At 70.0% G+C, this 23,307-nt stretch carries 24 protein-coding genes and 1 pseudogene; 9 read left to right on the forward strand and 16 right to left on the reverse strand.

All coding sequences use genetic code 11. The features are described 5' to 3' along the window. Positions 1 to 72 precede the first annotated feature (72 nt). The 5 genes from WDJ58_RS02280 to serA all read left to right on the forward strand — a co-directional run bounded on the left by WDJ58_RS02280 (position 73) and on the right by serA (position 5,789). The gene (locus WDJ58_RS02280) at positions 73 to 1,014 is read left to right on the forward strand and encodes a cation diffusion facilitator family transporter (RefSeq protein WP_338916006.1); all 942 of its coding nucleotides are present in this window, start codon (positions 73 to 75) and stop codon (positions 1,012 to 1,014) included. Between the two features lie 200 nt (positions 1,015 to 1,214). After that, positions 1,215 to 3,419, forward strand: a complete 2,205-nt coding sequence (locus WDJ58_RS02285; protein WP_338916007.1) for an ATP-dependent DNA helicase — start codon at positions 1,215 to 1,217, stop codon at positions 3,417 to 3,419. A 97-nt stretch (positions 3,420 to 3,516) separates the two neighbouring features. Beyond that, entirely contained in the window at positions 3,517 to 3,750 is a 234-nt protein-coding gene (locus tag WDJ58_RS02290; RefSeq protein ID WP_338916008.1) for a PRC-barrel domain containing protein, read from the forward strand. After that, positions 3,747 to 4,022, forward strand: a complete 276-nt coding sequence (locus WDJ58_RS02295) for a hypothetical protein (protein WP_338916009.1) — start codon at positions 3,747 to 3,749, stop codon at positions 4,020 to 4,022. The genes WDJ58_RS02290 and WDJ58_RS02295 overlap by 4 nt, the downstream gene beginning before the upstream one ends. A gap of 144 nt (positions 4,023 to 4,166) precedes the next feature. Continuing rightward, complete coding sequence (gene serA / locus WDJ58_RS02300) at positions 4,167 to 5,789, forward strand: phosphoglycerate dehydrogenase (RefSeq protein ID WP_338916010.1); 1,623 nt, start codon at positions 4,167 to 4,169, stop codon at positions 5,787 to 5,789. A gap of 58 nt (positions 5,790 to 5,847) precedes the next feature. Here serA and WDJ58_RS02305 read toward each other — a convergent pair whose 3' ends face one another. The 4 genes from WDJ58_RS02305 to WDJ58_RS02320 all read right to left on the reverse strand — a co-directional run bounded on the left by WDJ58_RS02305 (position 5,848) and on the right by WDJ58_RS02320 (position 8,744). Continuing rightward, positions 5,848 to 6,237 carry a hypothetical protein gene (locus tag WDJ58_RS02305; RefSeq protein ID WP_338916011.1) on the reverse strand — a complete coding sequence of 130 codons (390 nt, stop codon included), beginning with the start codon at positions 6,235 to 6,237 and terminating at the stop codon, positions 5,848 to 5,850. A gap of 98 nt (positions 6,238 to 6,335) precedes the next feature. Further along, complete coding sequence (thrC, locus tag WDJ58_RS02310; protein ID WP_338916012.1) at positions 6,336 to 7,640, reverse strand: threonine synthase; 1,305 nt, start codon at positions 7,638 to 7,640, stop codon at positions 6,336 to 6,338. Positions 7,641 to 7,823: 183 nt separating this feature from the next. Then, positions 7,824 to 8,060, reverse strand: coding sequence for a hypothetical protein (locus tag WDJ58_RS02315; RefSeq protein WP_338916013.1), 237 nt, complete (start codon positions 8,058 to 8,060; stop codon positions 7,824 to 7,826). Between the two features lie 297 nt (positions 8,061 to 8,357). Beyond that, positions 8,358 to 8,744 carry a helix-turn-helix domain-containing protein gene (locus WDJ58_RS02320; protein ID WP_338916014.1) on the reverse strand — a complete coding sequence of 129 codons (387 nt, stop codon included), beginning with the start codon at positions 8,742 to 8,744 and terminating at the stop codon, positions 8,358 to 8,360. 141 nt (positions 8,745 to 8,885) lie between these two features. Here WDJ58_RS02320 and WDJ58_RS02325 point away from each other — a divergent pair, with 141 nt between their 5' ends. Further along, positions 8,886 to 9,374 carry a histidine kinase gene (locus WDJ58_RS02325; protein WP_338916015.1) on the forward strand — a complete coding sequence of 163 codons (489 nt, stop codon included), beginning with the start codon at positions 8,886 to 8,888 and terminating at the stop codon, positions 9,372 to 9,374. 58 nt (positions 9,375 to 9,432) lie between these two features. Beyond that, a pseudogene (locus tag WDJ58_RS02330) lies at positions 9,433 to 10,439 on the forward strand (NADP-dependent oxidoreductase). 160 nt (positions 10,440 to 10,599) lie between these two features. Here the strand turns inward: WDJ58_RS02330 and WDJ58_RS02335 are convergent. The 10 genes from WDJ58_RS02335 to WDJ58_RS02380 all read right to left on the reverse strand — a co-directional run bounded on the left by WDJ58_RS02335 (position 10,600) and on the right by WDJ58_RS02380 (position 21,198). After that, on the reverse strand, positions 10,600 to 11,772 hold the full coding sequence (locus WDJ58_RS02335; protein ID WP_338916016.1) for a M20 family metallopeptidase: 1,173 nt from the start codon (positions 11,770 to 11,772) through the stop codon (positions 10,600 to 10,602). 53 nt (positions 11,773 to 11,825) lie between these two features. Continuing rightward, positions 11,826 to 12,791: an ornithine carbamoyltransferase gene (gene argF / locus WDJ58_RS02340; protein ID WP_338916017.1), complete on the reverse strand. Its 966-nt coding sequence runs from the start codon at positions 12,789 to 12,791 to the stop codon at positions 11,826 to 11,828. Beyond that, a complete protein-coding gene (locus tag WDJ58_RS02345) occupies positions 12,788 to 13,849 on the reverse strand; it encodes a [LysW]-lysine hydrolase (protein WP_338916018.1) in 1,062 nt (353 codons plus the stop codon). Before WDJ58_RS02345 ends, argF begins: the two co-directional genes overlap by 4 nt. Continuing rightward, the gene (locus tag WDJ58_RS02350; RefSeq protein ID WP_338916019.1) at positions 13,846 to 14,973 is read right to left on the reverse strand and encodes an aspartate aminotransferase family protein; all 1,128 of its coding nucleotides are present in this window, start codon (positions 14,971 to 14,973) and stop codon (positions 13,846 to 13,848) included. The genes WDJ58_RS02345 and WDJ58_RS02350 overlap by 4 nt, the downstream gene beginning before the upstream one ends. Next, positions 14,970 to 15,812, reverse strand: a complete 843-nt coding sequence (locus tag WDJ58_RS02355; protein WP_338916020.1) for an acetylglutamate/acetylaminoadipate kinase — start codon at positions 15,810 to 15,812, stop codon at positions 14,970 to 14,972. The genes WDJ58_RS02350 and WDJ58_RS02355 overlap by 4 nt, the downstream gene beginning before the upstream one ends. 284 nt (positions 15,813 to 16,096) lie before the next feature. Further along, positions 16,097 to 17,131 (reverse strand): N-acetyl-gamma-glutamyl-phosphate reductase, encoded by a 1,035-nt coding sequence (gene argC / locus WDJ58_RS02360; protein WP_338916021.1) that lies wholly within the window; start codon positions 17,129 to 17,131, stop codon positions 16,097 to 16,099. 1 nt (position 17,132) lies between these two features. Continuing rightward, entirely contained in the window at positions 17,133 to 18,005 is an 873-nt protein-coding gene (lysX, locus tag WDJ58_RS02365; RefSeq protein WP_338916022.1) for a lysine biosynthesis protein LysX, read from the reverse strand. Positions 18,006 to 18,069: 64 nt separating this feature from the next. After that, entirely contained in the window at positions 18,070 to 18,234 is a 165-nt protein-coding gene (lysW, locus tag WDJ58_RS02370; protein ID WP_338916023.1) for a lysine biosynthesis protein LysW, read from the reverse strand. 200 nt (positions 18,235 to 18,434) lie between these two features. Continuing rightward, entirely contained in the window at positions 18,435 to 19,925 is a 1,491-nt protein-coding gene (gene argH / locus WDJ58_RS02375; protein ID WP_338916024.1) for an argininosuccinate lyase, read from the reverse strand. 1 nt (position 19,926) lies between these two features. Then, the gene (locus tag WDJ58_RS02380) at positions 19,927 to 21,198 is read right to left on the reverse strand and encodes an argininosuccinate synthase (protein WP_338916025.1); all 1,272 of its coding nucleotides are present in this window, start codon (positions 21,196 to 21,198) and stop codon (positions 19,927 to 19,929) included. A gap of 421 nt (positions 21,199 to 21,619) precedes the next feature. Between WDJ58_RS02380 and WDJ58_RS02385 the strand changes: the two genes are divergently transcribed. Further along, positions 21,620 to 21,811 (forward strand): DUF7554 family protein, encoded by a 192-nt coding sequence (locus tag WDJ58_RS02385; protein WP_338916026.1) that lies wholly within the window; start codon positions 21,620 to 21,622, stop codon positions 21,809 to 21,811. A gap of 119 nt (positions 21,812 to 21,930) precedes the next feature. Continuing rightward, complete coding sequence (locus WDJ58_RS02390; RefSeq protein WP_338916027.1) at positions 21,931 to 22,449, forward strand: 2'-5' RNA ligase family protein; 519 nt, start codon at positions 21,931 to 21,933, stop codon at positions 22,447 to 22,449. Between the two features lie 134 nt (positions 22,450 to 22,583). Here WDJ58_RS02390 and WDJ58_RS02395 read toward each other — a convergent pair whose 3' ends face one another. Together WDJ58_RS02395 and WDJ58_RS02400 are read right to left on the reverse strand one after the other, a co-directional pair. Next, on the reverse strand, positions 22,584 to 22,766 hold the full coding sequence (locus WDJ58_RS02395; RefSeq protein ID WP_338916028.1) for a hypothetical protein: 183 nt from the start codon (positions 22,764 to 22,766) through the stop codon (positions 22,584 to 22,586). Between the two features lie 12 nt (positions 22,767 to 22,778). Next, positions 22,779 to 23,135, reverse strand: a complete 357-nt coding sequence (locus tag WDJ58_RS02400) for a DUF5806 family protein (RefSeq protein WP_338916029.1) — start codon at positions 23,133 to 23,135, stop codon at positions 22,779 to 22,781. Positions 23,136 to 23,307: the final 172 nt, after the last annotated feature.

Here is a 23,307-nt window from a genome sequence, read left to right on the forward strand (position 1 = left end):
TGAACGGGTCGGGACGGAGCGGGACGGGTCGATGCCGGTAGGCCTTTGAGACGGCGGCCACTCGACGGGACAATGGCAGGCAGCAGGTCGGTGGTCATCGCCGCGCTCATCGCCAACGGGGCCATCGCGGTCATGAAGTTCTTCGGCTACCTCCTCACCGGGAGTCCCTCGATGCTGTCGGAGACCTACCACTCCATCTCCGACACCGGCAATCAGGTGTTCCTCCTCATCGGTATCCGCTACGGCGCGAGGGACGCCAGCAGACGGCACCCGTTCGGCTACGGCAAGGCGCAGTTCTTCTACGCGTTCCTCGTCTCGGTCCTGCTGTTCGGTATCGCGGGGTGGGAGTCGGCCAAGCACGGCTACCAGGCCTTCGTCGACCCCCACCCGGTCAGCGCCACCCCGGCGACGCTGCTCGGTTTCACGTTCCCCGGCGTGTGGGTCAACTACGTCGTCCTCGTCGGAGCCATCGCCTTCGAGGCGTGGGCGCTGAAGAAGGCGTACGCCGAGATGAAACGGCAGATGGACAGACACGGCTGGGCGACCCTCCGCGAGGCGTTCAGGAAGACGAGCGACGTGACCACGCTCACTGCGCTGACCGAGGACACCATCGCGATGGCGGGGGCCGGCCTCGCCCTCGTCGGCGTCTACCTCTCGCGAGTGACGCAGAACCCGCTGTACGACGCGTTCACGTCGATACTCATCGGCCTGATGCTGATGGGGTTCGCGCTGGCGCTCGCCTGGGAGAACAAGCGACTCCTCCTCGGCGAGTCCCTCCCCAGAGAGGACGAGCGACCCCTCCGCGAACTCATCCGCAACGCACCGGGGGTCACCCACGTCGACGCCCTGCAGACGGTCTACTTCGGCCCCGAGCGGGCGCTCCTCACCGCCGACGTGAGCTTCGACTCCGGGATGGACACCGAGGAGATCGACGACCGCATCACGTCCATCGAGGAGGAGATCATGTCCACCGCTCCGAGCATCAAGCGGGTCTACCTCGAACCCGAACTGTAGCGAGCAGGCGAGTCGGACGGCCGCGGCTCCGCACGGTGTGCGACTCGCGCTCCCGCGTGACGCCGTGCGGCCCTTCGGTCGGGCACGCGGGGTGGTGGTCCCGTCCTGTTACTTGAACCTCCGGTCACGCGAGTCCGACCGCGTTACACTTCCGCCGCGACCGGCGAACCCTTTTATCCGAGAGGGAGGTACCGACGAGTGTGTCGCGGCCCGCCGAGTCCGAGTCGGAACCCGAGTACCTGCGCTTCTTCCCCTACGAGGAGCCGTACGACCACCAGCACGAGGCCATGGGCCGCATCCACGACGCCCTCGGGGAGGGCCGGCACGTCCTCTTCGAGGGGGCCTGCGGGACGGGCAAGACGCTCGCCTCCCTGGTGCCGGCACTCGAGTACGCCCGCGAGCACGACAAGACGGTCGTGATCACGACGAACGTCCACCAGCAGATGCGCCAGTTCGTCCGTGACGCCCGCGCGATCACTCGACAGGAGCCGCTCCGGGCAGTGGTGTTCCGCGGGAAGGCCTCGATGTGTCACATCGACGTCGGCTACGAGGAGTGCCAGGCGCTGCGGGATACGACCCGCGAACTCGTCGATCGGGAGGAAGACCTCCACTCGCTGGAGTCCCGCGAGCGCGAACTGCTCGACGACGCCCAGTCCGGAAGCGAGGAGGCGGCCGACGCCCGCGGGGCCGTGATGGACGAACTCGAGAACGTGCAGGCGGAGATCGAGACGCTCCAGGAGGAACGAAACGTCTGCGAACGCTTCTACGAGAACCTCACCGGTGACACCGACGCGTTCTACGACTGGCTGTTCGAGGACGTCCGCACGCCCGACGACGTCTACGAGTGGGCCCACGAGCAGGGGTTCTGCGGCTACGAACTGCTGAAGGAGGGGATGGAGGGGGTCGATCTCGTGGTGGCGAACTACCACCACCTGCTCGACCCGTTCGTCCGCGAGCAGTTCTTCCGCTGGCTCGGGCGCGAGCCCGAGGACGTCGTCGCGGTGTTCGACGAGGCCCACAACATCGAGGAGGCCGCCCGGGACCACGCCACGCGAACGTGCGCCGAGATCACGTTCGACGGCGCGCTCGACGAACTCGACGACGTGGAGGACCACCGGGTCGACGCCGCACGGAACGTCATCGAGGCGTTCAGGGACGCGCTCGTCGGAACCTACGAGGACGCGCTGACGCCCCACGAGCGCGAGTCGGTCGACGAGGACTGGACCGACCTCACCGTCGAGAACCCCGACGGCCGCGACGACCTCACGGTGGCGTTCCTCGAACGCTACACCGGCCAGGGGTTCGACCGCGACCTCGAGATGGCGCTGGAGCTCGGGACGACGCTCGACAGGCGATACGAGCAGGCGTACAAGGACGGCGAGACGACCACGCGGAAGGAGTGTCGCGTGCTGGCGGCGGCGACGTTCGTCGACGCGTGGCTCGAGGAGGGGAAGAAGCCGGGGCAGTACCCCGTCGTGAGCGTCCGCCGGGACGGCACCGGAGGTGTCCGGGGTCGTGCGGAGCTGTACACCTGCATCCCCCGCGAAGTGACCGCGCCGCTGTTCGCCGACCTTCACGCCGCGGTGCTGATGAGCGCCACCCTCCGCCCGTTCGACGTCCTCTCGGACGTTCTCGGGGTCGAGGATCCGGTCACGATGGCCTACGGGGCGCAGTTCCCCGAGGAACGCCGCCGCACCTACGCGGTCGACGTTCCGCCCCTCTACGCCCGCAACCGCGACGACCCCGGCGTCCAGGGGAGCGTCACCGAGGTACTGGAGGACGCGATCGAGTTCACGCCGGGGAACACGCTCGCCTTCTTCCCCTCCTACGCCGAGGCCGAGCGCTACTACCACCGCGTCGAGACCGACGCGACGCCCTACCTCGACCGCCCGGGGGTCCGCGCCGAGGAGCTCCGCGAGGAGTTCGTCGCCGACGATCACGGCGTGCTGTTCACCTCGCTGTGGGGGACCCTGACGGAGGGGGTCTCCTACGACGGCGACGACGCCCGGACGGTCGTCGTCGTCGGGGTACCGTACCCGCACCTCGACGACCGGATGGACGCCGTCCAGCGGGCCTACGCCGGGGCGTTCGGGGGGGACGGTACACCCGCGGAACGAGAGGACGCGGGCTGGCGCTACGCCGTGGAGATCCCCACGGTCCGGAAGACCCGGCAGGCGCTCGGCCGCGTCGTCCGCTCGCCGGAGGATTTCGGCGCACGCGTGCTCGTCGACGAGCGCTACACGCTCTCCGGTCGATCGGAGCTCGGCGAGTACAGCGTCAACGGCACGTTCCCCGACGAGGAGCGCGCCGAGATGATCGACATCGGCCCCGGGAAGCTGAAGTACGCGATGCTGAACTTCTACGCGGACGTGGACGCGTGGGACGGCGATCCCCCGGTGCCGTGAGCGACCGTCGGATCGAAACTGGCGACCGACGAGGTCGAGGGGATGCTTGCGAATTCCGGCAACAGAGGTGTGTGCCAGGAGTCCCCGGACGGCGGGTATGGAGTTCACCGAGAACGACGAGGGGAAACCGGTCCTCGACTCCGACGGACACGAGCTAGGTGTCGTCGACGAGGTCCGACACGGCACCGCGTACGTCACGCCGATGGCGGACCTCGCATCGCCGGTCCGCGCCGAACTGGGCTGGGGCGGCGACGACCGTGACACGTACCGACTCGACGAGGCGCGGATCGAGACGGTGCGTTCGGGCGAGATCGAGCTCCGCGAACCATGAGTGCCATCATCGACGCCGACGACGACGTCGTCAGGGCCGCCTACGGGGTGCTCACGGGCGACAGTCCACAGGGGACGAACGGCGTGCGTCGGATCACGAACGAGGACGGAACCGACTCCGTCTACCGAATCGACCCCGACGCCGTCCCCGACGACGTCGATGCGGCGGAGGTGGCGGAGAGCGGCGAGTTCCCGGACAGCGAGGCCGTCCTCTGGCGGGCGGACCGCGACCTCGTCGAACGCGAGGCCGAACGGCGCGACCTCCTGGAGTGATCAGGGGACGCGGGCGACCGGCGTCGGCAACGAGAGCGGACGGCAGACGCCGATAGCGTGATCGAGTGCGTGGGTGGCTGACACGGGCTGTCAGGCCGCGCCGGGAAGGGAAGCGTTAATCCCGCCCCCCCGCTGGACCCGGACATGAAGGTGCTCGTCACGGACCCCATCGCGGAAGCCGGTATCGAGCGGCTCCGCGAGGCCGGCCACGAGGTCGAGACGGCCTACGACCTCGAGGGTGATGCGCTCCTCGACGCCGTCTCGGACGCGAACGCGCTCGTCGTCCGCTCCGGAACCGAGGTGACCGAGGCGGTGTTCGAGGCCGCCCCCGACCTCGTCATCGTCGGGCGAGCGGGCATCGGCGTCGACAACATCGATATCGACGCGGCGACCGAGCACGGCGTCATCGTCGCGAACGCGCCGGAGGGGAACGTCCGGGCCGCCGCGGAACACACCGTGGCGATGACGTTCGCCATCGCCCGCTCGATCCCGCAGGCCCACGCCCGGCTGAAGGCCGGCGAGTGGGCCAAAGGCGACTACCTGGGGACCGAGGTGAACAAGAAGACGCTGGGTATCGTCGGGCTCGGCCGCGTCGGCCAGGAGGTCGCGAAGCGGCTCAACGCACTCGGGATGAATCTGGTCGCCTACGACCCGTACATCGGCAAGGAGCGGGCCGAGAAGCTCGGGGCCGAACTCGCTCCCCTCGAGGAGGTGCTCGACCGGGCGGACTTCATAACGGTCCACACGCCGCTCACGCCCGAGACGGAGGGACTGATCGGGGAAGAAGAGCTCGCCCGGATCGAGGGTGGCTACGTCATCAACTGCGCCCGCGGCGGCGTCGTCGACGAGGCGGCGCTCGCCCGGGCCGTCGAGGACGGGGTCATCGCGGGGGCGGCGCTCGACGTCTTCGCCGAGGAACCCCTCCCGAGGGACTCGCCGCTGCTCGACGTCGAGGACGTCGTCGTCACGCCACACCTCGGGGCCTCGACGGAGGCCGCCCAGGAGAACGTCGCTACGAGCATCGCCGATCAGGTGCTCGCCGCGTTCGCCGAGGAGCCGGTGATGAACGCGCTCAACGCCCCCTCGATGGACGCGAACGCGTTCCCGCGGGTCAGGCCGTACATCGAGCTGGCCGAGACCGCGGGACGGGTCGCCGTCCAGCTGTTCGACGACCAGATCAGCGAGGTCGAGGTGGTCTACGCGGGCGACATCGCCGAGGAGGAGATCGATCTCGTCACCGCCTCGGCGCTCAAGGGGGTGTTCCGGCCGCTGGAGTGGCAGGTCAACGCCGTCAACGCCCCGCGGATCGCCGAGGACCGCGGCATCGACGTGAGCGAGACGAAACGCAGCCAGTCCGAGGACTTCCAGTCGCTCGTCACCGTGACGGTCCGGAACACCGACTCGGAGGTCTCCGTGTGTGGGACGCTGTTCGCCGGCGAGGACCCCCGCATCGTCCGCATCGACGGCTACCGCGTCGACGCCATCCCGGGCGGGCGGATGGTCGTCACCCGGAACACGGACGAGCCGGGCGTCATCGGCCTCATCGGCTCGGTCATGGGCGAGTACGGCATCAACATCGCGGGAATGTACAACGCCCGCGAGACCATCGGCGGGGAGGCGCTCACCGTCTACAACGTCGACGACCCGGTCCCCGACGAGGCCCGCGAGCGGCTGGAGGAGGACCCGCGGATCATCGAGACGCGCTACATCACCCTCTCGAACGACGAGGACGACATCGACCCGGTCCGAGCGTCGATCACCGAGTAGCGACCGGGATCCCGGTGCTCGCGCCGGCGGCCCCGGCCCGGAGACCAGTCACCACGGATCAGCCGAACAGTCCGCGAAGCCTGCCGAGTAGTCCACGGGATTCCAGCGATTCGACCCGCGATTCGAGCGTCTCGACGCGCTCGCGGTGTTCCCGGAGTTCGCGGTCGAGGAACGTCGCCCACTCGCGGGCGTCGTCACGCTCGCGGCGAGCCGTGTCGAGTTCGTCGGTCAGCTCCTCGACACGCGCCTTCCGAGCCTCCGAGACGGCCCTCGTCCGACGGAGTTCGCCCTCCAGTTCGGCGATCCGCTCGCGGAGGCGGCCGACCTCCTCCGAGGCGGCCACGTCGCCGGATCCCTCGCGTTCGTCCACCTCCTCCCGGGGCGGCCGCAGCCCCGTCGTCCGGACGAGCCGTGGCTCGGACCCGGACGAGACGTCACTCGATGACATACACGGACACAGGAGGGAACGGCACAATAGTCTACGTCAGACCTCCGTCGGCGGTGCGTCGGTCGCCGGTCGTGACAGTTGCCCCGGGCCTGCCGACCTCACAGCAGTCGGCGGAGCCGTCCGAGCAGGCCGCCGCCGACGCTCTTTCCGGCGAGATGCGCGAGGATGGCGTCCGTGTCGTTCGGGACGGGCTCCGGTTCCGATCCGGCCTCGGCGGCCGCTTCGGGGTCCTTCAGGAGGTGTCCCGTCGTCAGGCAGACGACGTCCTCGCCGTCGTCGACGACGCCGCGGTCGCGGAGTTCGCGGAGGCCAGCGACGCTCGCTGCGGAGGCCGGCTCGACGCCGACGCCCTCCTCGGCGAGGTCGCGCTGGGCGCGGGTGATGGCCTCGTCGCTCACCGCGACGGCCGTCCCGCCAGTCTCGCGGATACCCGGCAGGGCCTTCGGGGCGTTGACCGGGTTGCCGATGCGGATGGCGGTCGCGCGGGTCTCGACCTCCTCCCACCGGCGGGTGTCGTCGAGGTCCTCCTCGATGGCCTCGACCATCGGGGCCGCGCCCTCGGCCTGCACCCCCGTAAGTTTCGGGACGTCGCCCGGCGCGAGGTCACCCCCGCGGACGAGTTCCCGGAAACACTTGTAGAGCGCCGCCGTGTTGCCCGCGTTACCCACCGGGAGGACGACCCGGTCGGGGAACCGGCCCTCGTCCGCGTAGAACCCCTCGAGTATCTCGAAGCCGATGGTCTTCTGGCCCTCCAGCCGGAAGGGGTTGAGCGAGTTCAGCAGGTACGCCTCCCCGCGGTCGGCGAGGTCCTGCACGCGGTCGAGGCAGGCGTCGAAGTTACCGTCGACCTCGAGGATGCGCGCGCCGTGGAGCGCCGCCTGGGCGACCTTCCCGGCCGCGACCTTCCCGGCGGGGAGGAGCACCAGGGTTTCGAGGTCGGCACGACCGCCGTACGCGGCGAGCGCCGCCGAGGTGTTCCCCGTCGAAGCGCAGGCGAGCCGATCGACCCCCAGCTCCTGTGCGACGCGCACCCCGACGGTCATCCCGCGGTCCTTGAAGCTCCCCGTCGGGTTCATCCCCTCGTGTTTGATCCGGAGGTTCCGGACGCCGACGTCGGCCTCCAGACGGGGGACGCGGTGGAGGGGCGTGTCGCCCTCGGGGAGGCTGACCCCCTCGTCGAAGGGGAGGGCGGCGGCGTAGCGCCAGACGCCCCGGCCCGAGAAGTCGTCGAACGTCGGGTAGGAGTCGTACCGGACCTCCAGCAGCGAGTCGCAGTCCGGGCAGGTGTAGACGGGCCCCTCGTAGGGGGCGTGGACCGCGCCGCACTCGATACAGGCCAGCCAGACGCCGTCCTCGGCGCACTCCGGGGCCGAGTTCGCCGTTGGGAGTTCGAGGTCTGCCATTGACGGCGCGACGGGGAGCGCGGGCAAAAACCGGTCGGTTGTCCCGCCGGACACGGACCCCGAGGAGGACCTCGAACGGTCCCCCTCCCGTCGGGTCCGCGCTTGCGGGGACGATACCGGGCGAGTGGCACCTCCAAGTCCGGGTGACTTCTGCGAGCGGCCGGTCCCGTATCCGGCGACCCGCTACCTCGAACAGTAGCCGTGCTTCCGGATACACTCGCGCATCTCCTCCTCGGTGGCGTGCTTGTGGAGCGTCGTCGGCGTGTCGCAGTAGAAGTGCTCGCCGTCCCACCGGAGCGTCACGTCGTGGTCGCTGCCGAGGAACTCGGTTCGGACGACGATGCGGTTTCCCTCCCGGAGGCGCTCCACGAGCTCGTCCGTGGCGCAGTCGCCGGCGTCGATGACGGTCGGAGACACCATGTCAAGTGCTATCGTGGAGGTGCCACATGAGCGTTCGCCTCGACAACAGGTGAGCTTTATACGTCCCCGGCACGGCGAACTCCGTCGAGGAGCGCCCGAGACCGGCACACGGTCGGCGGCGGCTGGTCGGGCTCGGGTTCCGAACCCCGCCAGGTACGGCGTCGCTATCCGCCCGGCCGCTCGCTCACCGAAGGACTGACGCGGGCGGTCGCGTGGGGGACGTCACCGGGGACGACGTGAGAGACGGGTCGACCCCGAGGCGGTGTCGGAGCGTCACGCCCGGGGCTCGATCGGTGTCTAGAGCGAACCCGTACCGAAGTCGTCGATGCGCTCGTGGACGTAGGCGCACCACTCGTCGAGCGTCGCGTGCATCAGTTCGCGGGCCTCCTCGACCGGCGTGGCGGTGTACTGGTAGACGTGGCCCCCCGAGTCGAGTAGCCGACGCTGGCGGGACGCGAGGCCCTTCTCCCGGAGCGTCGCCAGCGAACGGTTCACGTTCGAACGGTCGCGATCGACGACGTCGGCGAGCTCCGCCACCGTGCTACTGGGCGCATCGAGTAACGCGAGGTAGGTCCGGGCCTCGTGGCGCTGGATGCCGAAGACGCACACCATCACCTCCTCGAACCCCGGCTCGTCGCCGAGCATGAGGTCGCGGAAACGCCCCGGGTCCGGGTCCGTGTTCATGCACTCGCGTTCGGAGCCGAGCGGCAAAATACCGATGGTGCCGCCCGCCCGCGTCACATGACCGTGCATTCGTGTGACATGGGCGCACAGGCGCACGAACGGGCCAGCGATATCCCACCGGGAACCCATCTCGAAGACGTCATGTCGACCGATACCGAGACACAGAGGGCGAGGGCGGTAACGGAGGGAACCGGCAGCTGGCGGGGTGCCGTCGTGGCCGGGATCGCCGGGGGCGCCGCCATGGGCGTCCTGATGAGCCTGATGAACTCGACCGTGCTCGCGGTGGCCATCCCGGGACTGTACGGCCTCGCGCCGCCGGCGAACGGGATCGCCGGCTGGTTCGTCCACCTCTCGCACGGTGCCGTACTCGGGGTCGTCTTCGCCGGACTCCTCTCGGTCCCGGCGCTCCGTGAGGTGACCGGCTCGGCGCTCCGGACCACGATCGCGGGTCTCGTCTACGGCGTCGTCATCTGGATCGTCCTCGCCGCGCTCGTGATGCCGGTGTGGCTCGGGGCCGTCGGCTTCCCGTCGCCGCCCCCGTTCCCGAACTTCGCCGTCCCGAGCCTCCTCTGGCACCTCGTCTACGGCGCGGTGCTCGGTGCCGTCTTCCCCGCCGTCGAGGGGCTGTAGCGGGTACCGGGAACCGGAGCACCGAACACCCTTGTACCGGGACCCCTTCGGGGGTCCCATGCCGACGGAGACCCGCCAGTGGCACCTGGCGGCACGGCCGACCGGCGAACCGACGCGGGACGACTTCGAGCTGCGGGAGACGACCCTCGACGAGCCCGGGCATGACGAGGTGCTCGTCCGTACGCTCTACCTCTCGGTCGACCCGTACATGCGCGGCCGGATGCGGGACGCCGAGTCCTACGCCGAGCCCTGGGAGGTCGGCGACCCGATGCGGGCGGGCGCGGTCGCGGAGGTCCTCGACTCGAACCACGAGGGGGTCGAGCCGGGCGACGTCGTCAACGGCGAACTCCCGTGGGCCGAACACGCGGTCGTCGACGGCGAGGAGCTCCGGACCGTCGACGACTCGCTCGCGCCCGTCTCGACCGCGCTCGGCGTCCTCGGGATGCCCGGCGCGACCGCGTACTTCGGGCTGACCGACGTCGGCGAGCCCGTCGCCGGTGACACCGTGGTCGTCAGTGGTGCCGCGGGGCCGTCGGTTCCGTGGTCGGGCAGGTCGCCCGCATCGGCGGCTGTGAGGTCGTCGGAATCGCCGGCAGCGACGAGAAGTGCGACTGGCTGGTGGAGGAGTTAGGCTTCGACGCCGCCGTCAACTACGACACCGAGGACGTCCGCACGCGCCTCCGCGAGGAGACCGACGGCGTCGACGTCTACTTCGACAACGTGGGCGGCCCGATCACCGACGCCGTCTGGCCGCTGCTCTCCGTCGGCTGTCGGGTCGTCGTCTGCGGACAGATCTCGCTCTACAACGCCACCGAGACGCCCACCGGCCCCCGAAAGCTCGGCCAGCTCATCCGGACCCGCGGGAAGGTCGAGGGCGTGCTCGTCCGTGATTACCCCGACTGGTCAGAGGCGTTCGAGCGCATCGCCGGCTGGATCCGCGAGGACGAACTGCGCTACCGGGAGACGGTGACCGAGGGGTTCGGGAACGCCCCCGACGCGTTCCTCGGGCTGTTCGAAGGGGAGAACATCGGCAAACAGGTCGTGCAGGTCGCGGAACGGGAGTGAACTGGACGTAGGTCGCTCGCCGGGCCCCGTATCCGGCACGCTGGCGTGCCTGCCGGTCCCGAGAATCGCGATCATCCCCGGATAGTCGCCGGGGCCTACCCGTGTTCCGAGGCTGTCTTCCCGATCTCGGCTCCCGTGACGGACTGTTCGGGGACTCCCGTCACTCCACACAGAGCTCCCCGATCGTCCGACACAGCACCTCGACGCCGTCGACGAGCGCGTCGACCGGTGCCCACTCGTCGACGGTGTGTGACTGCTCGCTCACGCCCGGCCCCCAGATGATCGCCGGGATCCCGGCGTCGTTGACGAAGTTCCGCTGGTCGGTCGCCGCGTCCTTGCCGTGGGGGTCCGTCTCGATGCCCGCGACGTCGTGGGCGTGTCGGCGGACGACCGTCGCGATCTCGTGGTCCGGGTCGATCTCCGCGGCCTCGTAGGTCCGCGTGCGCTCGATCGACACCTCGAACCCCTCCTCGCGGAGGCCGTCGAACAGCGTCTCCATCTCCTCGTCGAGGCCCTCGACGGATTCGGAGGGGAGGAACCGGCGGTCGAACGTCAGCTTCGCGTAGTCGGGGATGACGTTCTCCTTCGTGCCCGCTTCGAGCATCGTCGGCGTGCACAGCGACTCCCCGATCAGCGGGTGCTCGCGCTCGGCGATCTCCTCCCGGTAGGTGTCGATCGGCTCCTGGAACGCGAACAGCGCGTCGAGGACGTTCCGCCCGAGTCCGGGCCGACTCGCGTGCGCCGCGTCGCCGCGGACCTCCACCTCGTACCACGCGAGGCCCTTGCCGACGGTGTCGACGACGAGCTGTGTCGGTTCGAGGACGATCCCCCAGTCGCCACTCACCTCCTCGAGCATCGTCTCCGTCCCCGGCTCGGCGGTCTCCTCGCCCATGGCACAGGTCAGGACGACCCGCCCGTCGACGCCGCTCTCGTGTGCTGCCCGCAGGGCGAGCATCCCCGCCGCCACGCCGCCCTTCATGTCGCTGGCCCCGCGCCCGTAGACGCGGTTGCCCTCGCGCTCGCCGCCGAACGGGTCGTGCGTCCACTGCTCGGCGTCGCCTGGGGGGACCACATCGACGTGACCGTTCAGGATCAGCGTCCCCGCGCCCGGGTCGCCCTCGCCGACCTCGGCGATGACCTGCGGTCGCTCCGCGTCGGGGCGCTCGAAGAGGCGCGCGTCGATACCCCACGAGTCGAGACGGTCGACGATGAATTCCGCAATGGGTTTCTCCCGTCTCGGTGGGTTCTGCGAGTCGATGGCGACGAGGTCGGCGAGCAGCGCGGCCGCCTCGTCTCCGCTCACTCCGTGCTGGATGCGGTTCGGGTTACTCACACCCGGGCGGTGCGGGGGAGTCGTATAAAACACACGGGCAACGTGGCTGGCGTCTACGCGCCGGAGAGGAACGTCATCAGTCCCTTCTGTGCGTGGAGGCGGTTCTCGGCCTGGTCCCAGACGATGGCGTTCTCGGATTCGAGCGCCGCGTCGGTGACCTCCTCGCCGCGGTGGGCGGGGAGACAGTGCATCAGGTAGCGATCCCCGAGGAGTTCGGGCGTGATCTGGAAGCCGTCGAAGTCCTCGAGCTTGGTCGCGCGCCGCTCCTCCTGACCCATGCTGATCCAGACGTCCGTGTAGACGACGTCGCTGTCCGCGACGGCGGCCTCGGGATCGGTGGTCGTCTCGGGGGCCTCGCCGAGCTCGGCCGCCCGGTCGAGTACCTCGTCGGTCACCTCGTACCCGTCGGGCGTCGCCACCGTGAGGTCGATGTCGGTCATCGCCGCCCCGAGGACGAACGACTGGCAGACGTTGTTTCCGTCGCCGACCCACGCCACCGAGGCGTCGAACTCCTCGAACCGCTCGCGGATCGTCAGCAGGTCGGCGAGCGTCTGACACGGGTGGGCGTCGTCGGTCAGCCCGTTGATGACGGGGACCTCCGCGTACGACGCGAGCTCCTCGACGTCCGAGTGATCGAACGTGCGGGCCATCACGAGGTCGACGTACCGCGAGAGCGCCCGCGCGGTGTCCTTGACCGGTTCGCCGTGGCCGAGGTGGATGTCGTCCGGCCCGAGGAACACCGCGTGTCCCCCGAGCTGCGTCATCCCCGTCTCGAAGGAGACGCGAGTGCGGGTCGAGGGCTTCTCGAAGATCATCCCGAGGGACTGGCCCTCCAGCAGCGGGTGGAGTTTGCCCCGTTGCTGGCGCTCTTTGAGCTCCGTCGCGCGCGTCAGCACGTCGTGGAGCTCCTCGCGGGAGAGGTCGTCCACGTCGAGGAAGTTCCGGACCCCGCCGGCGGGGGCGGTGTCGGTGTCGATGCTGGTCTCGGTGCTCGTGTCGGTCCCGGTTTCGTCGCTCATATCAGCCTCCCGGCCGCGTCCGTGAGGACGGCGACCGCACGGTCCAGGTCGGCGAGGGGGAGCCGCTCGTCGGGCGCGTGGTCGAGATCCGAGTCGCCCGGGCCGTACGTGACCATCGGGCAGTCCCACTCGCCCGCGTAGATGTTCATGTCGGCGGTGCCGGTCTTGCGGACGAGCCGGGGGTCGAGCCCCTGCTCGCGGATGGCGACCCGGAACGCCCTCGCCACTTCGGTCCGCGGGGACTGCATCGTCGGGCGGACGCTGTCCTTCCAGTTGACGGTGCCGACCTCGGGGTCGAGTTCGCCGTCGGCGACCTCGCGGACCTCCTCGACGGTCATCGAGGGCGGGACCCGGAAGCCGACGTCCATCGTCGCCTCGACGGAGAGGCCGTCCTCGCTCGGGCCCCCCTCGAACCGCGTCGGCTTCGCCGTCACGCGCTCGAACACCGGGTCCCACTCGTCCTCGGGCTCGAACTCCTCGACCACGCGGTTCCACCAGTCCATCGCGTCCTGGATGGCGTTGTTCTCCGGGCGGGAGGTGTGGCCCGATTCGCTGGTCGCGAGGTACGTCCCCGAGAGGATCCCCCGGTAACCGAGCGTGATCCCGTCGGTGCCCGAGGGCTCGCCGTTCACGAGCGCCCCCGGTGCGTCGCGGTCCTCGACCAGGTGTCGGGCACCCCGCGAGTCGACCTCCTCGCCGACGACGCCGACGAACGATACACCTGTGCGGACCGCGGCGACCGCCATCGCCGCGAGCGGCCCCTTCGCGTCGACGCTCCCACGGCCCCAGAGGGCCGGGCCGCTCTCGCCCTCCTCGACCCGGACCGGGATGTCCCCCGGCACGGTGTCTATGTGCGAGGTGAGGAGGAGAGCGTCGTCGGCCGGCGCGCGGACGTTGCCGACCTCGTCGAGGTAGACGTCCCGGTCGTGGCCCTCGAAGAACTCGACGAGCGCCGCCGCGCAGGCCGCCTCCTCGCCGGTGGGCGAGGGGGTGGAGACGAGCCGTTCGAGCAGCTCGCGGGCCTCGGTGTCGGCCTCGACGAGGCTCGCGTCGCTCACGTCAGAACCTCCGCCAGGGCGTCGACGGCCCGGTCGACGTGCGCCTCCTCGATCACGAGCGGCGGGAGCAGACGGACGACCGTCCGGCCCGCCGGTAGCGCGAGCACCTGGTGGTCGATGGCGAGGTCGCGAAGCGCGCGGTTCGCCCCCCGCTTCACCTCGATGCCGACCATCAGGCCCGACCCGCGGACGTCCCGCACCGAGTCGCCAAGGGCGGCTTCGAGTTCCTCGCGAAGGTAACTACCCATCTCGTGGGCGTGAGCGGGGAGGTCCGACTCGACGAGCTCGTCGAGCGTGGCGTTCGCCGCGGCCGAGATGACGGGGCCGCCGGAGAACGTCGACCCGTGTGGGCCGGGATCCTCGGTGATCCACTCCCGGCAGAGCGTCGCGCCGAGGGGCAGGCCGTTCGCCAGCCCCTTCGCCGTCGTCAGCATGTCCGGGACGACGTCGTGCCGTTCGGCCACCCACATCGTCCCGGTCCGGCCGAGCCCGGTCTGTATCTCGTCGAGGATCATCGCCGCACCGCTCTCCTCGGTGTGCTCGCGGACCACCCGCAGGTACTCGCCGGAGGCGGGGTTGATGCCGCCCTCGCCCTGCAGGGGTTCGAGAATCACCGCGGCGGTCTCGTCGTCGACGGCTTCGGCGAGCGCCTCCGTATCGCCGTAGGGGACGAACTCGACGTCGCCGACGAGCGGCTCGAACGGCTTCTTGTACTTGTCCTTCCAGGTCGCCGAGAGCGAACCCATCGTCCGGCCGTGGAACCCCTGCGTCGTGGCGATGATCTTCGAGCGGCCCGTCGCGGACCGGGCGAACTTCAGCGCCGCCTCGTTCGCTTCGGTCCCCGAGTTGCAGAGCCACGTGTAGTCGACGTCGCCCGGCGCGAGCGCCGCGAGCTTCTCGTGGAGCTCGTCTCGCGCGGCGTGGGGGTACGACGCCTGGACGTAGAACAGCTCTCCGAGCTGGTTCGACGCCGCCTCAACCACCGCCGGGTGGGCGTGGCCGAGCGGTGTGCAGGCGTAGGAGGCCCCGAAATCGAGGTACTCCGTGCCGTCCTCGGCGTAGAGGTGGGCCCCCTCGCCGCGGTCGATACGTATCGGCTTCTCCGAGACGATGAAGTTGCTCATTGTACTGCCTCCGGGTGGATGTGTGTGCCGCCGCCTTCGAGCGCCGCGCGGACGGGCCGGTCGGCGTTCGCGTCCGCGACCACCACCTCGCGTGCTCCCCGCTCCAGGGCCTCCGTGGCCGCCATCACCTTCCGACCCATGAACCCCTCCGCGGCCGCTTCGAGTTCCGCGTACTCCTCGGGCGTCCCGATCGACTCGATCAGCGTCGAGGGGTCGTCGGGGTTCCGGTAGACGCCCGCGACGTCGGTCAGCGAGACGAGTGTCGCGCCGAGTTCGCCCGCCACCGCCGCCGAGGCGCGGTCGGCGTCCGTGTTCACTGCGGTGTACCGCGGGTCGGCGTCCTCGCCCTCGTCGCCGAGCATCGGCGGCGAGGCGACGGGGACGTACCCCTCCTCCAGCAGCGCTTCGAGGAGGTCGGCGTTCACCGCCCGGATGGTCCCCGAGTGGTCGCCGCGGCGGATCTTCTTCTTGCCGTCCTCGACGACCCGCACGGCCGACTTGCGGGGGCCGGCGAGGAGCGCGCCGTCGACGCCCGAGAGCCCGACGGCGTCCGCGCCCGCGTTCCGCAGGCCCGTCACGAGGTCCGTGTTCACCAGACCCGCCATCGCCATCTTGAACACGTCCATCGTCTCCTCGTCGGTGAACCGGCCGACGACGCCGCCGGGCGTCTCGACGTACTCGGGGTCGATCCCCATCCGTTCGAGCGTGTCGTCGACGGCGGTCGAGCCGCCGTGGACGACCGCCACCGGCTCGCCCTCCTCGGCGAGCGCGGCGATGTCCGCGAGCGCGCCCGCCGGTTCGACGGCGCGCGCGCCGCCGATCTTGACGACGACCGTCACACGGGACACCTCCGGATGGACGCGACGCTCGACCGACCAGCCGAACGGCCGGGAGGCGCGCCCGTGCGCCGACCCGGGGAAGGGCAGGGCTGTCCGGGCTGGCGGGCGGGACTGGAAGGGGCCGCGGTCTCGACGAAGGCGGGCGAAGTAAGCACCGCAGGCCGAAGGCCGAGGAGCGCAGCGAGCCCTCCGAGTCGAGACCGCGGGGGCTTCCGAGATGTTTCTGAAGTCGTCGTCATGGTCTGTGTATCGAAAATCTGCGTCGTACTCATGGTAAAACTCCACTAGGGCGCTCCGATGGGATGGAACCCCGTGAACTCCAGTCCCGCGCGTTCGTCGAACCCGAGCGCGACGTTGGCGGCGTGGACGGCCTGTCCCGCCGAGCCCTTCATCATGTTGTCGATGGCCGAGAACACCACCACGCGCTCGTTGCGGGGGTCGAGTTCGAACCCGACCTCGGCGAAGTTCGACCCGGCGACGGCCTTCGGCTCGGGGTAGCGGTAGACGGTCCCCCCGCCGGCGGCCATCCGGACGAACGGCTCGTCGTCGTACTCCTCGCGATAGGCCCCCCAGAGGTCGCCCTTCGAGACGGGTGAGTCGGGGAAGACGTGGCAGGTCGCGCTCGCGCCTCGGATCATGTCCACGGCGTGGACGGTGAAGGAGACGCGCGCGCCGAGGTACGCCTCGATCTCCGCCTCGTGGCGGTGGCCCGTCGGCGCGTACGGCCTGACGATCCCCGAGCGTTCGGCGTGGTGGCTCGCGGCGGAGCCCGTCGCCCCGCCCTCCGAGGAGCCGACCTTCACGTCCACCACTATCCGCTCGTCACCGGAGAGGATGCCGTCCTCGTACAGCGGCAGTAGTCCCAGGAGCGTCGCGGTGGCGTTACACCCCCCGGCGGCGATCAGGTCCGCACCGGGGAGGTTCTCGCGGTTGAGTTCGGGCAGCGCGTACTCCGCTTCGTCCAGTAGTTCGGGCCGCTCGTGGCCGTCGTACCACTCCTCGTAGTACCGTTCCTCGGGCAGACGGAAGTCCGCGGAGAGGTCGACCACGGTGTCGGCGGCGTCGCGGAACGCGTCGATCCGGCCCATCGAGACACCGTGTGGCGTCGCGGCGAACAGGACGTCGACGCTCTCCAGGTCCTCCGGGTCCGTGAACCGAACGTCGAGGTGCCGGAGGTTCGGGTGGACGTTCCCGAGGGTCTTGTTGGTGTACGACCGGCTCGTCGCCTGGACGAGCTCGAACTCGGGGTGGCCGTCGAGCAGGCGGCAGAGCTCGCCGCCGGTGAACCCCGACGCGCCGACCACCGCGGCCCGCGTCATCTCAGGCGGTCACCCCGGGGGCCTCCGCGGCCTCGACCTTCGCCTCCAGCCAGTCGACGACCGCCGCGGGGACGTCCACGTCGGTCACCGAGTCGAGCGCCTTGAACTCGACCGTGTGGTTCACCTCGTGGACGGTGTAGTCCTCGCCGGTCTCCATCAGATCCACGCCGAGGAGGCCGCCACCGACGGCGGCGCTCGCCCGCTCGACCAGGTCGCGCATCTCGTCGGTCACCTCGATGGCCTCGACCTCCGCGCCCTTCGCGGCGTTGGTGAGCCAGTGGTCGGAGGTGCGGGCCATCGCCGCGACCGGCTCGCCGTCGGTGGCGACCACGCGGATGTCCCGGCCGGGCTTCTCGACGAACTCCTGGATGTAGAACACCTTGTGCTCGTAGTGCCCGAGCGTCTCCTTGTGTTCGAGGATCGCCTCGGCGGCGTCACGGGAGTCGATCTTCGCCATCAGGCGACCCCACGAGCCGACGACCGGCTTCAGGACACACGGGTAGCCGAACGCCTCGATCGAGTCGAGCGCCGACTCCTTGGTGAACGCGACCTCGGTGTTCGGCGTCGGCACCCCGGCTTCCGAGAGGACGAGGCTGTTGCGCGCCTTGTCCGCACAGATGGCCGCGGTCTCCGGACCGTTCACCACCGGGATCCCGTAGCGGTCGACGAACCGCGTGATGTACCGCGAGCGGGAGGTGGCGAGACACCGATCGACGACGAGGTCACAGCCCTCGAACGACTCGGGGGCGTCGTGGATGCCGAACCGCTCCTTGCGGACGTCGATCTTCGTCACCTCGTGGTCGCGCTCGCGCAGTTCGGACAGGAGGAGCTTCTCGTCCCGGCGGATGCGCGAGTAGAGCACTCCCACATTCATACTCGTTCACCCGTGTCCGCGCAGGCGTGTGTACGTGTGTGCCCCTGGCCGGCCGTCGTCATGCTCACTCGCCCCAGTCCTCTTCCAGCTCGGGTGCCGTCTCGAGTTCGACGGGGTCGGCCCCCACCACCTCGAGTTCGGCACCGCAGGTCCCACAGTCGACGATCTCTCCGACTTCGAGGTCATCGTGCAGGGTCAGCTCGGCCCCGCACTCGATGCACTCTGCCATTGTACCCCCCACTCGGACCCTCTGGCACTTAAGCGCTTCGAACTTGTCAGAAGAATTTATAGAACAGACGCCACTCTGAGCGCCTCGAAGACACCACAACAGCGTATTCCGAACAGCGTTATCGGAATTCTGGTATTTCGTCCCCGGGCGGGGACGGGAGTCCCGGCGGGCCGCGGGCCGCGTCCGGGGCGCGAAGTCGCTCAAACATACCCGCTCACCTCGCGGTCGAGGCGGTCGGCGGCGTCCACGAGCGCCCCGTGGCGCTCGGCCAGCGTCTCGGTATCCGCCTCGTGGCGTTCTTCCGCCCGGTCGAGCGCGCCGGCCACGGCCTCCGGAGCGGGACCGCCGAACGAGTCCCGCGACGCGACGCTCTCGGTCGGATCGAGCGCCGTCTCGACCGCCTCGGGGTCGACGTGCGATTCGAGGGGCCCGCCGAGTACCTCGCGGGCGGCGGCGTCGAGCGCCGCGTAGTCCGCGCCGCCCGCGTCCACCGACTCGGCCGCGAGCGCGACCACCTCGTGGGCGGTCCGGAACGGTACCCCCGAGGACGCGAGCAGGTCGGCGATGCCCGTCGCCGTCGAGAACCCCTCGCCGGCAGCCTCCGCGAGCGCCCGCTCGGGCCAGTGGGCGGTCGCCACCGCACCGGCGACGACCGCCGTCGCCTCCGAGACGGCGTCGATGGCCGAGAAGGCGTGGCCGTGCGCCCGCTGGAGGTCGCGGTTGTACGCGCGGGGGAGCCCCTTCAGCGTCGTCAGCAGGCCGTTCAATCCCGCTGCCGCGTCGCCCGCGGTGGCCCGGACCAGCTCCATCGTGTCCGGGTTCACCTTCTGGGGCATGATCGAGGAGGTCGAGGCGTAGTCGTCGTCGAGTTCGACCAGCCCCCTGTTCGAGAACACCACGAGATCCTCGGCGATCCCCGACAGGCCGGTGGCGAGCGAGGCGACCGCCGCGGTCGACTCGACGAGGAAGTCACGCGCCGACGACGCGTCCATCGAGTTCTCGATCACGCCGTCGAATCCTAACAACTCGGCGGTCCGCTCGCGGTCCACGTCGAAGGTCGTCCCGGCGAACGCCGCCGCACCAAGGGGGGAGCGGTTCGTCCGGTCGTAGGCGTCGAACAGCCGCCCGGTGTCGCGCCGGAGCGCCGACTCGTAGGACAGGAGGTAGTGACCCACCGTCGTCGGCTGGGCGGGCTGGAGGTGGGTGAACCCGGGCATCACGGTACGGGGGTGCTCCCCGGCCACCTCCGCGAGCACTTCGCGCAGTTCGAGGGTACGCTCTACGGCGTCGAGGAGGTCCTCGCGCAGGCGGTAGCGCAGGCAGGCCGCCACCTCGTCGTTGCGCGAGCGGGCGGTGTGCATCCGTCCACCCACGTCGCCGACGCGCTCGACGACGGCCGTCTCGATGGCCGCGTGGACGTCCTCGCCGTCGGGGAGGGCGGCGTGTCCCGCCTCCTCCACGTCGGCGAGCGCGCCGAGTATCTCGCCCGCCGAGACCTCGTCGACGATGCCCTGTTCGGCGAGCATCACGACGTGTGCGCGGTCGACCGCGAGGTCGGCCTCGAAGATGCGCTCGTCCGATTCGAGCGAGGAGAGGAACCCACGGGCGGGGCCGCCGCTGAAGCGTTCGCGGCGGACGACGTCCGATCCGCCCGTCGCGTCCGACCCGCTCCCGGACTCCTCCTCGCTCATCTCACTCGTCCCCTGTACCGCCGTCGGTGACGGCCTCCGCGGACTCGCGCGCCTTCGCCGCGTCGAACACCTTGTTCGCCAGGCGCTCCTGGAAGCCGTGGTACTTCGCGACGCCCGTCGCGTCGTTCTGCTCGATGCCTCCCATCACGTCCTCGGTGTTGAACGAGGCGGCCTCCGCGGAGTAGACCGCGTACGGCGACTCGCGCCCGACGACGCGGGCCTGCCCACCTTCGAGACGGATCGTGACGGTGCCGGTCACGCGCTCCTGTGTCTCGTCGATGAACCCCTCCAGGGCGCGGACGAGCGGCGCGTTCACCAGCCCCTCGTAGCCCTTCTCGGCCCACTCCTGGTCGACGTAGGTCTTGAACTGGCGCTCCTCCTTCGTGAGGACGAGCGACTCCAGTCCCTCGTGTGCGGCCAGGAGCACCGTCGCGGCGGGGTGCTCGTAGTTCTCACGGACCTTCAGCCCGAGCATCCGGTCCTCCATGACGTCCGTGCGGCCGACGCCGTACGCTCCAGCCGTCTCGTTCAACGTCTCGACGAGGTCGACCGGCGAAGTCGCTTGCCCGTCCAGCGAGACGGGGTAGCCGTCCTCGAAGCCGATCTCGAGTTCGAGCGTCTCGCCCGACGGCGCGCTCGTCCACTCGTAGATCTCCTCGCCGGGGACGTAGGACGGCTCCTCGAGCTCCTTGCCCTCGACCGAGCGGCTCCAGAGGTTCGTGTCGATCGACCAGTCGCCCTCGTTACCCCCTTCGACGGGGAGGTCGCGCTCCGCGGCGTACTCCTTCTCCCATTCACGGGTCAGCCCCATCTCGCGGATCGGGGCGATGACCTCCATGTCGGAGTCGCGCCAGACCGCCTCGAACCGGAGCTGGTCGTTGCCCTTGCCCGTACAGCCGTGGGCGAGGCCGGTGCAGCCGTGCTCCTCGGCGACCTCGAGGATTGCCGAGGCGATCACCGGCCGCGCGAGGGCGGTCCCGAGCGGGTAGCCTTGATAGGTCGCGTTCGCGCGCACGCCGTCCATACAGAGCGCCGCGAACTCCTCCTTGGCGTCGACGACGTAGTGCTCGAGCCCGAGCGCCTCGGCCGTCTCCTCGGCCTCGGCGAACTCCTCCGCCGGCTGGCCGACGTCGACCGTGACGCCGATGACGTCGTCGTACCCGTACTCCTCCTCGAGTATCGGGACGCAGACCGTCGTGTCGAGCCCCCCCGAGAACGCGAGGGCGACCGTTCCGTTTCCGCTTTCGTCGTCAGCTGTCGTGTCCTGTGGCATGTGTGTCGTGTTGTTGTTCTGGTACCGCGTAGTTCGGTTCGGGCACCGCCAGCCGTGCGGCGTCGTCGAGAACCGGGCGAATCCGTCGGAGAAGTGATGTTGTGACTGGGCCTACCGGCCCGGTCGCGGTCGCGGGAGAAGGGCGAGGGACCGAGCGGCGACGCTCCTCGGATGAGCGCGCGCGGCACGGGGCTCGGTCGTCATGTACCTGTGTGGTAGCCGCAGAGACATACTAAAGGTTTTCCGTCGGCGAGCGCCCTGCTCCGCGCACACACGTCGCACGCGAGGACTGCCGAGGTCCCCCCACCACGTGGCCGGTCCCGACCTCCCCGGGATCCGAACTCCATGCGGCGGGCCGCGTCCCGAACCCGATCCTGGACGCGGCCGGCACGGTTTTGGATGGCGCGGACGACGGCGAGGTATGTTGCCGCGTTCCGACCGCGGGGAGCTCGACGTCGAGGACCTGCTGAAGGTCGTCCTCGTGCTGGTGATCGTCTACATCGCCGTCGACCTCGTGTTCGAGGTCGTCGACTTCGTGTTCGGGGCGCTCTCGAGCGTCGTCGGCCTGCTCATCCTCGTCCTCATCGTCCTCTGGTTCCTCGACTACATCTGACGGACGTTGTGACGATCGACCGGTGGCCGCCCAGGCGGTAAGGGCGGTCACCGGTGGCGGACGACGACCGTCCGTACGAATCCCGTCACGCCTTTGTCCGCCCGCGGCCGAACCCGGTCGTGAGCGAGAGCACGTACAGTCTCAACGCGCCCGTCCCGGCGGGGGTCGCGCGGCTCGCCGCCGGGCTGGCGAGCGAGTGCCGCACCGCGGACGTGCGCACGAAGCACTCGATGGTCGTCAAGCGGCTCCCCGAGGACGCGGGCCCGAACCGCCGTCCGAACGTCCGGGCATTCGCCCGCCGGGCGCGGGAGGCGCTCGCCGGGCTCGCCCCGTTCGCCGTGCGCGTCACCGGCGTCGAGAGCTTCGACCGGCCGACGAGCGGCACCGGCCCCGTCGTCTACCTCGCCGTCGAGAGCCCCGGCATGGAGGAGGCCCACCGGCGACTCTGCGAGGTCTTCGAGCCGCTCCCCGGACTCGAAGGGGAGGACTACGTCCCGCACGTCACCATCGCGCGGCGCGGGGACGCCGACCGCCTCGTCGGCCGGGAGGTCGATCCCGTCGAGTGGACCGTCGAGCGGCTCGTCGTCTGGGACGCCCACCGACGGCTGGAGGTCGAGACCGTCTCGCTCCCGGCCTGAAGGGCGCTCGGCCTCGATGATATCTCTGACCGGGACGGACTCCAGTCGCCGTGCTACAGCGCGCACGTCTCGGTCACGGACCCGGCTCGCGAGACGGCGTTCCCGTCGGCCGCGCGACCGCGATCCACGTCGGTTCAGTCGTCTTCGGTCGCCCCCTCGCGCTCCAGCTCCTCCCCACAGTGTGGGCACTCGTCGTACCGGACTCGGACGCTCGCCTCGTGGATCCCCTCCATCGCCTCCCGTACGCGTTCTTCGACGCGACGCTCGTCCTCGTGGGCGAGCTCGCGCCCCTCGATCTCGAGCAGGAACTTCGCCACCTCGGTGGCCTCCTACATCACGTCGTCGACCTCCTCGGCGGTCAGCAGCCCGGAGAAGGCCCCGTAGAGGAAGGTCGCGGCGGCCGTGTGCGTCTTCTCCCTGAACGAGTTCCGGGCGCCGTAGACCTCGGACGCCATGTAGGGTTCGGTGACGAACGGCACCATCTCGGACAGGTGTTCGCCGAGTCTCGTCATCTCGACGCCGGTCCCGGTGCGGAAGTCCGCGCACAGCGTGGCGATGGCCCACTCGCGGGCGGTGAAGTCCACGTACCTGTTCAGGAACTCGTTCACCCGGTCGTAGTCGACATCGTCGAGTTTCGGGTAGCGTCTCGGCTGGTCGGCTGCAGGATCCGCGTGCTGTTCGGGCATGGTGTGTTGGTTGCGGTTGCCCGCGCGCGTATCACGGGTCGAGGCCGCAAAACGTGCGCGGTCGAGGCTCCCCCCGATCCCGGTCGAAGGTGGAATGTCGCTGGTGAAGCCGTGGCCGTTGGGTCGACTTCCGCCGTACACGGCACACGGGCGATACCAGCCGTCGAGTGTG

It is taken from the genome of Salinirubellus litoreus, assembly GCF_037335815.1.
GTDB classification, from domain to species: Archaea; Halobacteriota; Halobacteria; order Halobacteriales; family Haloarculaceae; genus Salinirubellus; species Salinirubellus litoreus.

Coding starts and splice junctions, on each gene's coding strand:
- WDJ58_RS02305 (WP_338916011.1), bottom strand. CDS start 6,237: ATGTCATCGAGTGACGTCTCGTCCGGGTCCGAGCCACGGCTCGTCCGG.
- lysW (WP_338916023.1), bottom strand. CDS start 18,234: ATGGCAGAGTGCATCGAGTGCGGGGCCGAGCTGACCCTGCACGATGAC.
- WDJ58_RS02280 (WP_338916006.1), top strand. CDS start 73: ATGGCAGGCAGCAGGTCGGTGGTCATCGCCGCGCTCATCGCCAACGGG.
- argH (WP_338916024.1), bottom strand. CDS start 19,925: ATGAGCGAGGAGGAGTCCGGGAGCGGGTCGGACGCGACGGGCGGATCG.
- WDJ58_RS02315 (WP_338916013.1), bottom strand. CDS start 8,060: ATGGTGTCTCCGACCGTCATCGACGCCGGCGACTGCGCCACGGACGAG.
- serA (WP_338916010.1), top strand. CDS start 4,167: ATGAAGGTGCTCGTCACGGACCCCATCGCGGAAGCCGGTATCGAGCGG.
- WDJ58_RS02290 (WP_338916008.1), top strand. CDS start 3,517: ATGGAGTTCACCGAGAACGACGAGGGGAAACCGGTCCTCGACTCCGAC.
- WDJ58_RS02295 (WP_338916009.1), top strand. CDS start 3,747: ATGAGTGCCATCATCGACGCCGACGACGACGTCGTCAGGGCCGCCTAC.
- WDJ58_RS02380 (WP_338916025.1), bottom strand. CDS start 21,198: ATGCCACAGGACACGACAGCTGACGACGAAAGCGGAAACGGAACGGTC.
- WDJ58_RS02320 (WP_338916014.1), bottom strand. CDS start 8,744: ATGAACACGGACCCGGACCCGGGGCGTTTCCGCGACCTCATGCTCGGC.
- WDJ58_RS02385 (WP_338916026.1), top strand. CDS start 21,620: ATGTTGCCGCGTTCCGACCGCGGGGAGCTCGACGTCGAGGACCTGCTG.
- WDJ58_RS02350 (WP_338916019.1), bottom strand. CDS start 14,973: ATGAGCAACTTCATCGTCTCGGAGAAGCCGATACGTATCGACCGCGGC.
- argF (WP_338916017.1), bottom strand. CDS start 12,791: ATGAGCGACGAAACCGGGACCGACACGAGCACCGAGACCAGCATCGAC.
- argC (WP_338916021.1), bottom strand. CDS start 17,131: ATGACGCGGGCCGCGGTGGTCGGCGCGTCGGGGTTCACCGGCGGCGAG.
- WDJ58_RS02400 (WP_338916029.1), bottom strand. CDS start 23,135: ATGCCCGAACAGCACGCGGATCCTGCAGCCGACCAGCCGAGACGCTAC.
- lysX (WP_338916022.1), bottom strand. CDS start 18,005: ATGAATGTGGGAGTGCTCTACTCGCGCATCCGCCGGGACGAGAAGCTC.
- thrC (WP_338916012.1), bottom strand. CDS start 7,640: ATGGCAGACCTCGAACTCCCAACGGCGAACTCGGCCCCGGAGTGCGCC.
- WDJ58_RS02325 (WP_338916015.1), top strand. CDS start 8,886: ATGTCGACCGATACCGAGACACAGAGGGCGAGGGCGGTAACGGAGGGA.